Source organism: Pseudotabrizicola sp., from assembly GCF_030684215.1.
Classification (GTDB): domain Bacteria; phylum Pseudomonadota; class Alphaproteobacteria; order Rhodobacterales; family Rhodobacteraceae; genus Pseudotabrizicola.
Window position 1 is genome coordinate 148,358 of record NZ_JAUXOV010000024.1, and the last position, 13,748, is coordinate 162,105.

At 60.9% G+C, this 13,748-nt stretch carries 12 protein-coding genes; 9 read left to right on the forward strand and 3 right to left on the reverse strand.

The window, feature by feature from the left end; all coding sequences use genetic code 11:
• Window positions 1-99: 99 nt before the first annotated feature.
• Complete coding sequence (dprA, locus tag Q8K08_RS03705) at window positions 100-1,245, reverse strand: DNA-processing protein DprA (RefSeq protein WP_304803683.1); 1,146 nt, start codon at window positions 1,243-1,245, stop codon at window positions 100-102.
• Window positions 1,246-1,444: 199 nt separating this feature from the next.
• Between dprA and Q8K08_RS03710 the strand changes: the two genes are divergently transcribed.
• The 9 genes from Q8K08_RS03710 (at window position 1,445) to Q8K08_RS03750 (ending at window position 11,420) form a co-directional block, all read left to right on the forward strand.
• Window positions 1,445-2,722: a 4-aminobutyrate--2-oxoglutarate transaminase gene (locus tag Q8K08_RS03710; RefSeq protein WP_304803681.1), complete on the forward strand. Its 1,278-nt coding sequence runs from the start codon at window positions 1,445-1,447 to the stop codon at window positions 2,720-2,722.
• Window positions 2,723-3,048: 326 nt separating this feature from the next.
• A complete protein-coding gene (locus Q8K08_RS03715; protein ID WP_305249231.1) occupies window positions 3,049-6,933 on the forward strand; it encodes a PAS domain S-box protein in 3,885 nt (1,294 codons plus the stop codon).
• Between the two features lie 172 nt (window positions 6,934-7,105).
• A complete protein-coding gene (locus Q8K08_RS03720; protein WP_304802532.1) occupies window positions 7,106-7,528 on the forward strand; it encodes a response regulator in 423 nt (140 codons plus the stop codon).
• A gap of 106 nt (window positions 7,529-7,634) precedes the next feature.
• On the forward strand, window positions 7,635-8,582 hold the full coding sequence (locus Q8K08_RS03725; protein ID WP_305249278.1) for a PleD family two-component system response regulator: 948 nt from the start codon (window positions 7,635-7,637) through the stop codon (window positions 8,580-8,582).
• Between the two features lie 13 nt (window positions 8,583-8,595).
• Complete coding sequence (locus Q8K08_RS03730) at window positions 8,596-8,943, forward strand: Hpt domain-containing protein (RefSeq protein WP_305249232.1); 348 nt, start codon at window positions 8,596-8,598, stop codon at window positions 8,941-8,943.
• Between the two features lie 146 nt (window positions 8,944-9,089).
• On the forward strand, window positions 9,090-9,347 hold the full coding sequence (locus Q8K08_RS03735) for a glycine zipper 2TM domain-containing protein (protein WP_304802524.1): 258 nt from the start codon (window positions 9,090-9,092) through the stop codon (window positions 9,345-9,347).
• Between the two features lie 155 nt (window positions 9,348-9,502).
• Entirely contained in the window at window positions 9,503-10,264 is a 762-nt protein-coding gene (locus tag Q8K08_RS03740) for an energy-coupling factor ABC transporter ATP-binding protein (protein ID WP_305249233.1), read from the forward strand.
• Complete coding sequence (locus Q8K08_RS03745) at window positions 10,239-10,835, forward strand: energy-coupling factor transporter transmembrane protein EcfT (protein WP_305249234.1); 597 nt, start codon at window positions 10,239-10,241, stop codon at window positions 10,833-10,835. Before Q8K08_RS03740 ends, Q8K08_RS03745 begins: the two co-directional genes overlap by 26 nt.
• Window positions 10,836-10,877: 42 nt before the next feature.
• On the forward strand, window positions 10,878-11,420 hold the full coding sequence (locus tag Q8K08_RS03750) for a biotin transporter BioY (protein ID WP_304802518.1): 543 nt from the start codon (window positions 10,878-10,880) through the stop codon (window positions 11,418-11,420).
• A gap of 32 nt (window positions 11,421-11,452) precedes the next feature.
• Here Q8K08_RS03750 and Q8K08_RS03755 read toward each other — a convergent pair whose 3' ends face one another.
• Window positions 11,453-12,526 carry a thiolase family protein gene (locus Q8K08_RS03755; protein ID WP_305249235.1) on the reverse strand — a complete coding sequence of 358 codons (1,074 nt, stop codon included), beginning with the start codon at window positions 12,524-12,526 and terminating at the stop codon, window positions 11,453-11,455.
• Entirely contained in the window at window positions 12,517-13,743 is a 1,227-nt protein-coding gene (locus tag Q8K08_RS03760) for an AMP-binding protein (RefSeq protein WP_305249236.1), read from the reverse strand. The genes Q8K08_RS03755 and Q8K08_RS03760 overlap by 10 nt, the downstream gene beginning before the upstream one ends.
• Window positions 13,744-13,748: the final 5 nt, after the last annotated feature.

The following is a 13,748-nucleotide window of genomic DNA, read 5'->3' on the forward strand; positions in this document are numbered from 1 at the left end:
CCCGAGAGGCGCGGCAAGATGTGGGCGAAGCGGTGCGAATGTCAATGCAACAATCTGCGCAACAATCTGCGCAACAATCTGCGGCCTGTATCCGGGTGCTTAATCCAACCGGCTGAGAAGCCCGCCGGGCGCACGGTGAACGCGGCCATCCAGTTCCAGCGTCAGCAGATGCTGGGCGACCGTTGCAGGGGGCATCGACAGATCACGGATCAGTTGATCTTCGGCAAGGGGGCTGGGGCCAAGCCGGGCGAGGATCTGGCTGTGGACGGCAGCCATATCGGTCAGCGGGCGGCGCGCGGGCGTGGGCCCAGGCAACGGCAGTTCCTCTGCATCTGGCGGGGGGGCGGGAAATTCCACAACGGCGCCCCCGATCGATTCCAGCACATCGGCAGGCCCACGGATCAACGTGGCCCCATCACGCAGCAGTATGTTGCAGCCCGCTGCGCGCGCATCAAACGGGTGCCCCGGCACGACCAGCACATCGCGCCCCTGATCCAGTGCGGTCTTCGCGGTGATAAGCGAGCCAGAGCGCGCCGCCGCCTCAACCACCACAACGGCGCGCGACAGACCTGACACGATGCGGTTGCGCTGAGGGAAGTGGCGCGCTTGCGGTTGCAGGCCCATGGGCTGTTCCGACACAAGACAGCCCTGCGCCGCGATCTGGGTCATCAGATGCCGGTTTTCTTCCGGATAGGTCACATCAACCCCGCCCGCCTGCACAGCAACGGTTCCGGTGGCAAGCGTCGCCTCATGCACCGCCGCGTCAATGCCGCGCGCAAGTCCTGACACCGTTACCAGACCTGCCTGCGCCACGCCTTCGGCCAGACGTCGCGCCATGCGCAGCCCCAAAGACGACGCATTGCGCGCGCCGACCAGCGCCAACATCGGACGGTGCAGCAGACTGGCGTCACCGATCACCCACAGCACAGGTGGGGCGTCGGGAAGATCGCACAGCGCCAGCGGATAGCTTGCCTCTCCCCAAGTGATCATCTGCGCCCCTGCCGCGCGGCCTTGGGCCATTTCGTGACGGGCCACCTCGACAGGGCAAGTGGCGTAATTCTCTACCCCAGCCGCGCGCGCCACATCGGGCAAAGCGGCCAAAGCTGCCCGTGCCGAGCCATGTTCGGCCATCAGCCGGTGCCATGTAACCGGCCCTACCCTTCGGGAGCGAATGAGGCACAGGCAATCCACCGGGTCATCGTCCAGGGGTGTCGGTTGGGGTGTGGGTTTGGATGTCTGTCCCATGTCCGCCTCGCCTCATTCGCAAAGCCACCCTGCACCGGGTAAGGTTAACAGCAAATGAATCACCCTGCCCCGTTCACCATTTTTTGCACCGCTGACGAAAACAGCCCAGACTGCGTCGTGAACATGATGGACGAAACCAGAAAAGTTTGATCAAATATCGCGCAACAGCCCATGTCGGGCCATGAGGGAACCCAAAGCCATGCTGAACGCAGACGTAGCCCGCCGCCGTGATGATGCCATTTCGCGTGGTGTGGGCATGATGACCCAGATCTACGCCGACCGTGCGCTGAACGCCGAGGTTTGGGATATCGAGGGCAACCGCTACATCGACTTTGCCGCCGGAATCGCGGTGGTCAACACCGGGCATTGCCACCCGCGCGTGATGGCCGCAGTCACCGAACAGATGAGCCGCTTCACCCACACCTGCCATCAGGTGATGCCGTATGAGAATTACATCCGCCTTGCTGAACGTCTGAATGAAAAGGTGCCGGGCGACTTCAAGAAAAAGACGATCTTTGTCACGACCGGGGCCGAGGCTTGCGAAAACGCGGTGAAAATCGCTCGCATCGCCACCGGGCGCAACGCGGTGATCGCCTTTGGCGGCGGTTTTCATGGCCGGACGTTCATGGGCATGTCGCTGACCGGCAAGGTAGAGCCCTATAAAAAGGGCTTCGGCGCGATGATGCCGGATGTGTTCCATGTACCCTTCCCGATGGAACCGCATGGCATTTCGACCAAAGACGCAATGGCGGGCATTGAAAAGCTGTTCAAATCCGATCTGGACCCGGCGCGCGTGGCCGCGATCATCTTTGAACCTGTGCAGGGTGAAGGCGGCTTCTATCCTGCCCCGGCCGATCTGATCAAAGCCATCCGCGCTTTGTGCGACAAGCATGGTATCGTGATGATCGCCGACGAGGTGCAGACCGGCTTTGCCCGTACCGGCAACCTGTTTGCGATGGACGCCTATGGCGTTGCCGCCGATCTGACCACCATGGCCAAGGGACTGGCAGGTGGTCTGCCGCTGGCCGCTGTCACCGGGCGCGCCGAACTGATGGATGCGGCCAACCCCGGCGGCCTTGGCGGCACCTATGCCGGCAACCCCTTGGGCATTGCCGCAGCCAACGCCGTGCTGGATGTGATTGAAGACGAAGACCTGTGCGCGCGCGCCAATGAACTGGGCAGCCGGTTGAAACAGCGCCTCGAATCGATCCGCGCAACCGCGCCGGAAATCATCGATATCCGCGGCCCCGGCTTCATGGTGGCGGTAGAATTTGCCAACCCCGGCACCAAGGAACCCGATGCAGGCTTTACCGCCCGCGTCCGGGCCGAGGCGCAAAAGCGCGGCCTGATCCTGCTGACCTGTGGCGTCTACGGCAATGTTGTGCGTTTCCTTGCGCCGATCACCATTCCCGATGCGCATTTCGCGGAAGGGATGGATATTCTGGAAGCCTCGGTCGCTGCCGCGCGCGGTGCATGAAACCTGCCGGTCAGCCTGTGCTTTTGGCGCGGGCAGACCGGCCAAGGCTTCACCAGATGGGGTTGCCCGCCAACTTTCAGGCTGTGCCGTAAAAGGGCGCCAGTCTCGCGATCTTTCATTCTGTGCCAAAGCCGCGACGTAACCTTACAAAACAGCCTCTGACCTGACCTTGTCGTTCGGGTGTTGGCTCGTTTACGATATTTTGGCAAAGCTGAGCGCAATTATTTGCCGGCGGTTGCAGAACCGTTGGCAACCGCTCGCGAATAAGTTGTAGATGGGCCAACAGGCACATTCGCAACCCGATAACGGAAAGACTGACAAACCTGATGTCTTTTACTGCTGACCTCCTCCAGTCTATCGAAGATCTTACGGCGCACGACAGGCTTGCCACCGTTTTACAATGGCTGGTGCAGCGATGCGGCGCCAAGGCGGGTTTGTTGCTTGTCGGCCCTGCCGATGCATCGGCTCTGGTTCGCGTTGCTGTTCCAGCGACAGAGATGCAATGCCTGTGTGAGGTTTTGAACGCGGGGCAAGGCTGTGAAGGGTCGGGCAATGGACCGTTTCGCAAGATCGCACTGGGCAAGATTGGCAACGCACCGGCAGTCCTGCTGCTGCGTCTGGACGGGCGCGCGCTGCCTGCCGAGGTTGAAGACGCCCTGGTCAGTCTGCGGTCTGTGCTGCGACTTATACTGGAGCAGAGCAACGCAAGCCGAAGCTCGACCCGTCTGGAAGAGCTTGCAGCCCTGTTCGGGCTTTGGATCTGGGATATGGATGCAAAGGGGCAGTTGACATATCTGGCCGCCCCCTTGCCCGATGGCACCGGTTCTGCGCCAGATGGCAAACCTTTGCGGCAAGCCGACTGGGCGGGCGTTGACTGGGCCACCCTGCACGACCGCATGGCGTCGAAGATGCCCATCCGGAACCACATTCATTCGGTGATGCTGCCTGACGGCACCAGCCGCTGGCTTCGCAGCACCGGCACACCTCGCCACGATTCTGATGGCACGTTTCTTGGCTATACCGGCCTAAGCTCTGAACGCCCGGAACCGTCAGAGGACGAACATAGCGCAATCGCTTCTTATGAACGGCTGACGGCAATTTTGGGCGTTCTGCCCGACCTCGTTTTCGAAATCACTGCCGAGGGGCGTTACACCGATTTCATGGCCGGTCCCGCCAACCTTTTGGGCGATTCGCGTGACAGCTTGCCCGGACACACCCTGGAAGATGTTTTGCCAGCGGATGTGGCGGCCAAAAGCCGTGCGGTGCTGGCCGAAACGATGAAGCATGGCCGCAGCACGCCGACGCGATTCATGTTGGACTCTCCTTTGGGAATGCGCTGGTATGAAACCTACGGCGCGCGAAAGCTGGCAAACAATCCTGGCGAGCAGCCAACGGCAATCTTTGTCGTGCGTGACATCACAACCGATATGCAGAAAACGGACGACCTTCATCGTCTGGGCCGCGTTGTGGAGCATATGTCGAATCTGGTGGTGGTCATTGACACCGACCAGCGCGTCACCTGGGCCAACCGGGCATGGGAACGCCGCACTGGTTGGCCGTTGAGCGAAGCCATCGGCAAAGACCTGTCCAGTCTGGTGCGCGGCAAGCACAATGATCCTGACAACGAAGCCAAGGTCGCAAAAGCGATAGCGCACAATGAACCCTATCATGGCGAAACGATCAATTTCGACCGCGATGGCAACAGCTATTGGATCGACTTCAATATTCTTCCGCTCTACGACCGCGACCGCAAGGTGACGGGGTATGTTTCCATCGAAACAGACGTGACAGCCCAAAAAGAAGGAGAGGCAAAGACAGCACAACTGGCTGACGAAGCCGACCGGATGCGGGCACAACTTTACAATGCCATAGAAACCCTGCCCGACGGCGTTCTGATCTGGGATGACGCCGAACGCCTGATCTTTGCCAACTCTGCCTATAAGCGCATGTATCCGGAAGCCGCCGATTTTCTTGTGCCAGGCGTGCTACAGGAAGACCTTTTGCAACTGGGCATCACGAAGCAAGCCTTCAGAGAGGCGATCGGTCGCGAACAGGAATGGGTGGCCGAGCAAATTGAACGGTATCGCAACCCGAACATAGATGAGGTCTTGCGCTCTGATGATCGGTGGATCCGGCGCGTGGATTTGCGCACACCGGACGGGGGGCGCATAGCAGTCCGTATCGACACCACAGAACGTCACCGCCAGCTAGAGGCACTGGACGCGGCGCACCGGTCTCTGGCCGAAGCCCGCGATTCTCTGGCCCAGATCATCGAAAGTGCGGATGTGGGCACTTGGGACTGGAACGTTGACACCGGTGCGCTGCGAATTGGCGGTCGATACGCGCAAATGTTGGGTTATACCCCGGAAGAATTGGGCGAACCCTCTGATGCCATGTTCCGGTCGTTGGTTCACCCCGATGATCTGGTCCGCCTCGATGCAACCGAGGCGGACGATTTTGCCCCCTTGCCCGATGGGCGCGAAGTTGTGCGCGAACACCAGTTGCGCATGCGGCGCAAGGATGGCACCTGGGCCTGGATCTTGTCGCGATCAGCCGTCACCGCACGAAAGCCTGACGGCACCCACAAGGCCGTGGTTGGCATCCACCTTGATGTGACTGAACGCAAACAACTGGAAGACCGGTTGCTAAGCAACGAATCCTTCCTCAATCAGGTGATGGACAGCTCGGCGTCGGCAATTGTCGTCATGGATAGCACGGGCTACATCACCTATGCCAACGCTGAGGCAGAGCGCATCCTCGGTCTTGACCGCAGTAGCATTGAGGGCCGGAGGTATGATGACCCGGCATGGCAAATCACCGCGCCCGATGGCAGTGAAATGGCGGCTGAAGATCTGCCGTTCCGTCAGGCATTCACCCGCCAGTCCATCGTGCGCGACATTCGCGTGACGATCAGCTGGCCCAATGGAGAGCATCGCATTCTTTCGGTCAACGCCGTGCCGCATAACGCGACCAAAGACGCCGAAACAACCAATCTGATCATCGCATCTTTTGTCGATCTGACCGACGATCTGACCAAAACCGCACGGCTTGAGCAGGCGTTGGTGGAAGCGCAGGCCGCCAGCCAATCCAAATCGACATTCCTTGCCAATATGAGCCACGAGATCCGCACGCCGTTGAACGGAGTGCTGGGCATGGCCGAGCTTTTGGATGGCTTGATTGATGATCCCCGGAAAAAGGAAATGATCGGAACCATCCGGCGGTCAGGAGAGCTGCTTCTGAACGTGCTGAACGAGGTTCTCGACATGTCAAAAATCGAGGCCGGGAAAATGGTGATCGAACAGATCCCATTTATCCCTGCCGAAGTCGCGCGGCACGTCGAGCCTTTGCACAGCTTGCGGGCCGAGGAAAAAGGACTGGGGTTTGAGGTTCTGACCAACACAGGTGCCGAGCGTGCGCGGGTCGGGGATTCGTTCCGTATCCACCAAATCCTGAACAACCTTCTAAGCAACGCCATCAAATTCACTGAAACCGGCTCTATTTCGCTTACCATGTCGGCCCGCGAAGGAAAGCCGCTGATACTGGAAGTGTCAGATACCGGCATCGGAATGTCCGTGGAGCAAGTGCAGCGAATTTTCGACAATTTTGAACAAGCCGAAGGCGGCACCACGCGACGATTTGGCGGCACCGGGCTTGGCATGACGATCGTGCGGAAACTGGTTGAGCTGATGAATGGCACCATTACCGTAACCAGCGAGCCAGGGCTGGGCACCCGGGTTAAAGTTGTCCTGCCTCTGGATGAAACGTCAGAAAGTGTGGCCACCGAAGCGCCCCCATTGAACCCGAGCGGGAAAGGCTCGCTTTCTGGTGTGTCACTTCTGATTGCCGACGACTCTGCGACCAACCGCATGGTTATCAACGAAATGCTGAAAGACACTGGGGCAGAGATCGTTTTGGCAACCGACGGCGCAGAAGCCGTCGAGATGTGGCGCGAGCGTGCAGAACGCGACGCCCCCTTTGACATGCTGATTCTGGATATTGCCATGCCCGTTCTGGACGGCATCGGGGCATTGCACGACATTCGCGGCACAAAGCTGGCGGGCGCGCAGGCACCTGCCATTGCCGTCACAGCAAATGCAATGTCGCATCAGGTGTCAGAATACATAATGGCGGGATTCGATTCGCATGTACCAAAGCCCTTCCGTCAGGCAGAGTTGCTGCACGCGATTTCGATCCTGTTGACTCGGCCCTGAGGTGAAAAAGAAACCCTGCGCAACCAGGGATTGATCAAAATGGCCCCCTCACTACCCTGGCGTAGCAAGGACGGGGAAACGCCATGATCGCTCCACGCTGCTGCCACATTCTAAGAAGAAAATTTGTGAATAATTAAGTCTTTCACTGTGTCGACAGGATAAGCGTGTGAGTATGATGAGTGTCGGGGGTATCGTTGAGATGACAAGTCGCGAAGGTGAGGCGAAAGCAGTTGTGCTGCTTGCAGAAGATGACGAGATCAATCAGCAGATTGTTCGCCATCTTCTATCTGACTTCCCGTTCATTGAACTGGTTGTTGCGGGTGATGGAAAAGTGGCGTTGGAAGCTGCGATTTCTCAACGCTTCGATTTGATGATCTTTGACCGGAACATGCCCTTGATTACAGGCGACCGGGTCATTCGTCACCTCAAGGCCGCGCGGACTATCAACATGTCCACCCCGATGATCCAGTTCACTGCCGACGCAGATTACGCCCGCACAACAGTCGGTTACGGCGATCACGCCGATGCTGTCATCCCTAAACCCATTCAAGGCGACGTTTTCCGCAAGACAGTTCTGCGTCTTCTGGGCCGCTAAACCCGACATGGGTTTTTAACACTATTTTAATGTTCGCCCAAATTATGCCGCAAATTCCGGCTTAGGTTGATCAATACAACCAAGGATGGCAAACATGTCAGTAAATATGCGGTACTTGGCAGTCGATGATGATCCGTCATTTCATTTTGTTCTGACGCAAATGATGTGCCAACTTGGATATCAAGCGCCTGTCTGCGTGACCTCGGCGCGCGAAGCGCTGGAGCGTCTTGCGAACCCCAATGATAAGTTTGATGCGATCCTTCTGGACATTCAGATGCCAGAAATGGACGGCATCGAAGCTTGCCAGCACATCCGCGCCATCGCGCATCACAGCTCGACACCGATCATGATGGTCACCACGATGGTCGGACGAGACCACGTGGATCAGGCCTTTGCTGTCGGCGCTACGGACTATCTGACCAAGCCGATCAACCGGATCGAGTTGCAAGCCCGCCTTGGGATGCTGGACCGTCTAGTGCAGGAACATAACCTTGCCCGCTCGCTTCAGTTCGCAATGGAATCGATGGACGATGTGCCGGGCATGCGCTTTGCGTTTGAAGATGCCGTGGCCTTGCCAAAAAACGGCTCACTCATTGAATATCTGGCGCTTGAAAACCACCTCCTTACGCTCAGCCGCCTGAAGCTGCACACCCATACGGCTATTGCATTTCAGGTTGTCGGAGGGGCCAACCTGTTCCGCCGTTTGACCCGTATAGAGTTTCTGGATTGCATGGCAGATGTCGGAGCAGCCATCGCGGCCTGCATGAAGCGCCAGTCCTTTTTGCTGGCCTATGCAGGCAGTGGCGAATTTGTCTGCATCCTCAATCGGGCTCAGCCTGTTGATACCTTTGAAATCGAACATGAACTTGGCGCAGAGCTGATGGTATACGACGCTGTTTACGAAAGCTTGGGCTTGCCCATGCTGGAAGTTCGGGTCGGAGCCACTGTGAGCTCTGGTTTGTTTTCGCCATCTGCGGTCAAGACAATGCTGGGCAGAGCGCGGGCATCAGTGCGCGGGCAATCCGGCTATCAGATGCAATTCCTGGCTGGTTGAGGTAGAGTAGCACATGGCAGCAGTCGACAACTCTTGGGCAGGGGCGCTATTGCCGCGCTTTCTGGATCTGACCGCAAGCCGGCAGATAGAAATTGATATCGAACGGGGCAATCTGGAAGCGGGTCATGACCCGCTTTCTGCCGCTGAAGAGATTGGCAAGATCGCGCACAAGATCTCAGGAACAGCGGCCACTTTCGGGTTTGGGACGCTTGGAAAGCAGGCGCAGGCCGTCGAGGCAATTTGTGGCAACATCCGCGGCCTTTCCGGCCCAGCGGTCGCAGAGATGGTGCAAGACCGTCTTTTGCCCGCATTGGATCTGTTGACGCAGGAATTCGACGTTGTACTGGTCGCGGCGACCTGATCGGTCGCGCAAGGCGGGCCAGACAGCCCGTGCGCAGCTTTTCGCAAATTATTTGATGTTCACGTATTCCTGACTGGAACCAAACAGAACTTTAGCGCGTTAGTGTGCATACAATTCGGTCCCACTAACACCAATGAGGCTGCCAAATGAAAAAGTTCGTTCTTCTCTCCGTCGTCGCCCTGTCGCTGGCTGCGTGCCAGACTGCTGACCAGAACGCTGTTCTGGGTGGCGTGACCGGTGCTGCTGTCGGCGCTGCCGTATCGTCACCGTCTGATCGCACCACGGGCGCGCTGATCGGTGCCGCTGTTGGCGTTGCTGCGTCCACGCTGATTGGTCCCGCTCCGCAGCGCGGCCAGTGCTATTACCGCGATGCAAACGGCAACCGTTTTATTGCTGCGTGCTGATCTGATCTGACGATCAGCAGTGAACAGGGCGACCCCGAAGAAATCGGGGCCGCCCTTTTTTATGTTGGTCGCACGGCATCGTCGTCTCCCTTCGGCCTTTTCACGCTGCCACCCAGCCGATATGACCGGGGCCAAAGCGCAGGCAAGGCCGACTGATGACACACCCGGTTCCCGAACAGTCCAATGGCCCCGAACAGTCCAATGGAATTGTGATGCACAATGCTTCTGTCACGCTGACCGGACGGCAGGTGCTGACCAGTCTGACGTTGCATCTGACAGAGCCGCGCATTGGCGTCATCGGTCGCAACGGGTCTGGCAAGTCTACCCTGTTGCGGTTGATGGCCGGGCTGATCGCGCCAGACAAAGGCCAGGTGCGGGTTGACGGCATCGACCCCGCGCGCGACCGCAAAGCAATGCTGGCGCGTCTGGGCATCCTGTTTCAGAACCCCGATCACCAGATCCTGTTTCCAACGGTTGATGAGGAACTGGCCTTTGGTCTTATCCAGATGGGCCAGCCCAAGCCCGACGCGCAGGCCCGAGTTGCAGCGCATCTTGCCGGGCATGGCCGCAGCCATTGGCAAGGCGTCTCGGTCGCCACCCTGTCACAGGGCCAACGACACTGGCTGTGTCTGCAAGCGGTGCTGCTGATGCAGCCCCGCACGATCTTGCTGGATGAACCCTTGGCCGGGCTGGACCTGCCAACGCAAACGCGGCTGGCCAGGTCCTTTGCGACGCTGCCTCAGCGGCTGATCACCATCACCCATGATCCCACCAGCCTGACAGGATGTGATCGAGTGATCTGGCTGGAGGCAGGCACAGTGGCCGCCGACGGCCCACCACATGCGGTTTTGCCGCTGTTCGGGGACGAAATGCGCCGACTGGGGGGGCTGGATGCTGACGCTGACCTCGCCGGTTAAGACACCGCTGCACCAGATGCGCGCCGGGCCCAAACTGGCCACGCTGGCGCTGTTTACGTTTGCGCTGTTCTGGACAACCTCGCCGCTGCATCTTGGTATTGCCTTGGTGGCGGTTGTCGCACTGTATCTGACAGGGGGCACACAGTTCGCCCGCCATGGCGCGCGCATGCTGCGTCCGCTCTGGCCTTTTGTGGCAGTTGTGGGCCTGTGGCACCTGTGGCTGGACGATCTGACGGCGGGGGCTGTAGTGCTGTTGCGCATGGGGGCAGCGGTAGCGGCGGCCAATCTGGTGACGGTGACCACCCGCTTGTCAGACATGATCACCGTGTTAGAGCGTCTGGCCCGCCCGCTGGCCCCTCTTTTGCCGCCCCAAAGGCTGGCGCTGGCCATCGCTTTGGTCATCCGCTTTATTCCGGTGCTGTCCGAGCGCGCCGCGCAACTGGGGCAGGCGTATCGCGCCCGGTCGGGCCGCGCGCCCGGCTGGCGATTGTTTGCGCCCGCGGCACTTGCGGCGCTGGACGATGCAGAAAACGTCTCCCAAGCCTTGCGCGCGCGCGGTGGCACAGGCTAGAACGCGCGGACAAAAAGGCGCCATTGCCTTAAGAGGTGCACCATGGAACGCAGTCTGACCCATATAGCCCTGTTCGCCGCCCTGATCGCGGTGCTGGGTCTTGTCCCGCGCGTCGATCTGGCCGCCGGGGTGCCCATCACAGCGCAATCGTTGGGGATCATGTTGTGTGGCACGGTTCTGGGCGCCAAACGCGGTGCGCTTGCCGTGCTGTTGTTCCTTTTGTTGGTGGCCTTGGGTCTGCCGCTGCTGTCGGGCGGTCGCGGCGGTCTTGGCGTGTTTGTCGGTCCCTCAGCCGGGTTCCTGATTGGTTTTCCTGTCGCGGCCTTTGTCGCGGGCTGGATCATGGAACGCACAACACTCGCCCCGTTCTGGGCTGCCACCTGCGGCGGGGTTATCGGCGGCATCGGTGTGCTCTATGTCTTTGGCATTTCCGGCATGGCGATTGTGCTTGGCAAATCACTGCCCGAAGCAGCCCTTCTGGGTCTCGCGTTTTTGCCCGGCGATGTGATCAAGGCGGTGCTGACCGGTTTTGTTACCCAAGCCATCGCCCGCGCCCGCCCGGCCGCCCTGCTGGCCCGCGCCTGAGCCTGAGCCTGAGCCTTCTGGGGCTGCCCGGCTTAACGCTGCACAATCAGCGCTGTGCCGAGCCCCCCGGCTGACGCAATCGCCGCAAGGCCAGGCCCCACGCCAAGGCTGTGAAACAGCCGCACCGCCAGCACCGCGCCTGATGCGCCAATCGGATGCCCCCGCGCCAGCGCGCCGCCCTGACAGTTCACCAGCGCGGGGTCAAGATCCGCAGCTTCGACACAAGCCATGGCCTGGGCAGCATAGGCTTCCATTACCTCGGCATGCGCAATGTCATCAGCCCCAAGCCCCGCCTGCGCCAAACCGGCTGCGATGGCCGGAACCGGGGCCAACCCCGGCTGTTCCGGGTCGGCCCCCAGCGTGCGCCCGCCAATGATATGCAGCGCACCGGACACGGCAAAGCGATCCGCCGCGACCAGACAAAATGCGGCCCCATCGGCTGCTACCGCTGCTGTGGCACGTGTGATGGTGCCCGCAACCACGGGCGCCCGGCGCAACAAGGCTGGCGTCAGCTTGCGCGTAAAAGCATCACGTTGCAGGCCTGCCACGGGCACAATCTCGGGCCACTTTTCCTGTGCCAATGCCTTCGTATGGCTTGCCACCGCCCAAGCCTCCTGCGCCGCACGGGTATAGCCGCAGGCCAGTGCCAAAGCCGCCGCCGCATCCGCCATCCGCGGATTGCGCGCGGGCCAGGGCGTAAACGGCGCCTCGTCATAAGCCACGGGTTCACCGCCCTCCGGGTCCGTCAGAAACCGTAATGGCCGGCGCGAAAAGCTCTCCACCCCACCCGCCAGCACAAAATCGGCCCGGCCCGCATCGACCAGCGCCGCCGCCAGCAGCAGCGCATCAAGCCCCCCCGCACACTGCCGGTCAATGGTCAGCCCCGCGACCCTCTCGGGCAGGCCCGCCGCCAGCGCGATCCGCCGCGCCGGGTTCCCCCCCGGCCCGATGGCATTGGCGCAGATCACCTCATCGACAGCGTCGATCCCGGCGTCGGCGAGACAAGCACGCACCACCGGCACCGCCAACGCCTCCAGCGACAACCGGACAAAGCCCCCCCCCTTGGGCACAACGGCCGTCCTCCGTGCCGCCAGAATCACCGCCATGCGTCTACCTCAGCCTGCAAGACCGCCAGATCGGTCTTGCCCGAGCCCAGCGTCGGCCAGTCATCACGCCAGATCACCCCGCGCGGTGCCAGCATCGGCCCAAGCCGCTCGCGTGCCGCCGCCAGAATGTCGCGCTCCATTGCCCGCTCTCCCATCAACACTGCCAAAAGAACATGCCCGCGGGTCGCATCACGCCGCGCCAGAACCGCCGCCTGCGCAACACCCGGCACACCCGCCAGAAACCGCTCGATATCTTCGGGAAACACGTTCTGGCCGGCAATTGTCACCATCCGCCCGGCCCGCCCGCGCAAAATCAGGCCATGTCGTGTCATCTGACCGATCTCACCGACCGTCAGCCAAGCGCCCCGCCAGCGCGCCAACCCCGGATCCGTCCCGGCATACCGCTGAAACACATAGGGGCTGCGCAGCCAGACCTCACCCACCATGCCATCTGGCAGGTCCGCCCCCCCGGTATCACAGATACGCAGCGACACCCCCGGATAGGGCCGCCCCACGGTGTCCGGCGGATCCTCTGGCGTTGCAAGCGTGATGAAACTCGCCTCCGCCGCGCCGTAAAACTCGCGCACCACTGCGGCGGGGGCCAGTGCCGCCAGACCCGCTCTCAACCCCGGCTCCAGTTTCGCTCCGCCCACCAACACCAGACGCAGCGCAGGCCATTGCAATCCACTGGCGACCATCTGCGCAAGATGGACCGGCGTGGCATAAATCACCCCGATCCGACGCTCTGCCACGGCCCGCGCCATCCGGTCAGGCCGCAACCCGTCCAGCAGATGCACCTCGGCCCCCAAGCACAGCCCCTCCAGCGCACCATAAAGCGCCAGCGATTGCGACAACCGCCCCGGCACCGCCACACGCACACCGGGGCCAAGGTTAAACAACCCTGCATTCACTGCAAAACTGGCCAGCCACGAGGCCTGCGTCCGCACCACGCGCCGCGCAGACCCCAGACTTCCACCGGTCAAGGTCTCGAAACAGCCAAACCCCGCCGCAACCTCCCCCTCGCCACCAATGCGGAAGGCACGGCCCTGCCCCACCAGAACGGCAGCCAACGCAGCCCCCCCCGGCCGATCCGGCAATGCCTGCCCAAAATCCACGCCGCGCGGTACTTCCGCCCCCTCCGACCCGATCAGCCGCGCATCGTCATGCCAGCCAAACCATGGATTTGCTGCTTGCCTAAATACTCCCGCCGGAGGCATCCGCC

Bases quoted from the DNA above. Each gene is read 5' to 3' on its own strand.
- Q8K08_RS03715 (WP_305249231.1), top strand. From the start codon at position 3,049: ATGTCTTTTACTGCTGACCTCCTCCAGTCTATCGAAGATCTTACGGCG.
- Q8K08_RS03710 (WP_304803681.1), top strand. From the start codon at position 1,445: ATGCTGAACGCAGACGTAGCCCGCCGCCGTGATGATGCCATTTCGCGT.
- Q8K08_RS03735 (WP_304802524.1), top strand. From the start codon at position 9,090: ATGAAAAAGTTCGTTCTTCTCTCCGTCGTCGCCCTGTCGCTGGCTGCG.
- Q8K08_RS03730 (WP_305249232.1), top strand. From the start codon at position 8,596: ATGGCAGCAGTCGACAACTCTTGGGCAGGGGCGCTATTGCCGCGCTTT.
- Q8K08_RS03740 (WP_305249233.1), top strand. From the start codon at position 9,503: ATGACACACCCGGTTCCCGAACAGTCCAATGGCCCCGAACAGTCCAAT.
- Q8K08_RS03755 (WP_305249235.1), bottom strand. From the start codon at position 12,526: ATGGCGGTGATTCTGGCGGCACGGAGGACGGCCGTTGTGCCCAAGGGG.
- dprA (WP_304803683.1), bottom strand. From the start codon at position 1,245: ATGGGACAGACATCCAAACCCACACCCCAACCGACACCCCTGGACGAT.
- Q8K08_RS03760 (WP_305249236.1), bottom strand. From the start codon at position 13,743: ATGCCTCCGGCGGGAGTATTTAGGCAAGCAGCAAATCCATGGTTTGGC.
- Q8K08_RS03750 (WP_304802518.1), top strand. From the start codon at position 10,878: ATGGAACGCAGTCTGACCCATATAGCCCTGTTCGCCGCCCTGATCGCG.
- Q8K08_RS03720 (WP_304802532.1), top strand. From the start codon at position 7,106: ATGATGAGTGTCGGGGGTATCGTTGAGATGACAAGTCGCGAAGGTGAG.
- Q8K08_RS03745 (WP_305249234.1), top strand. From the start codon at position 10,239: ATGCTGACGCTGACCTCGCCGGTTAAGACACCGCTGCACCAGATGCGC.
- Q8K08_RS03725 (WP_305249278.1), top strand. From the start codon at position 7,635: ATGCGGTACTTGGCAGTCGATGATGATCCGTCATTTCATTTTGTTCTG.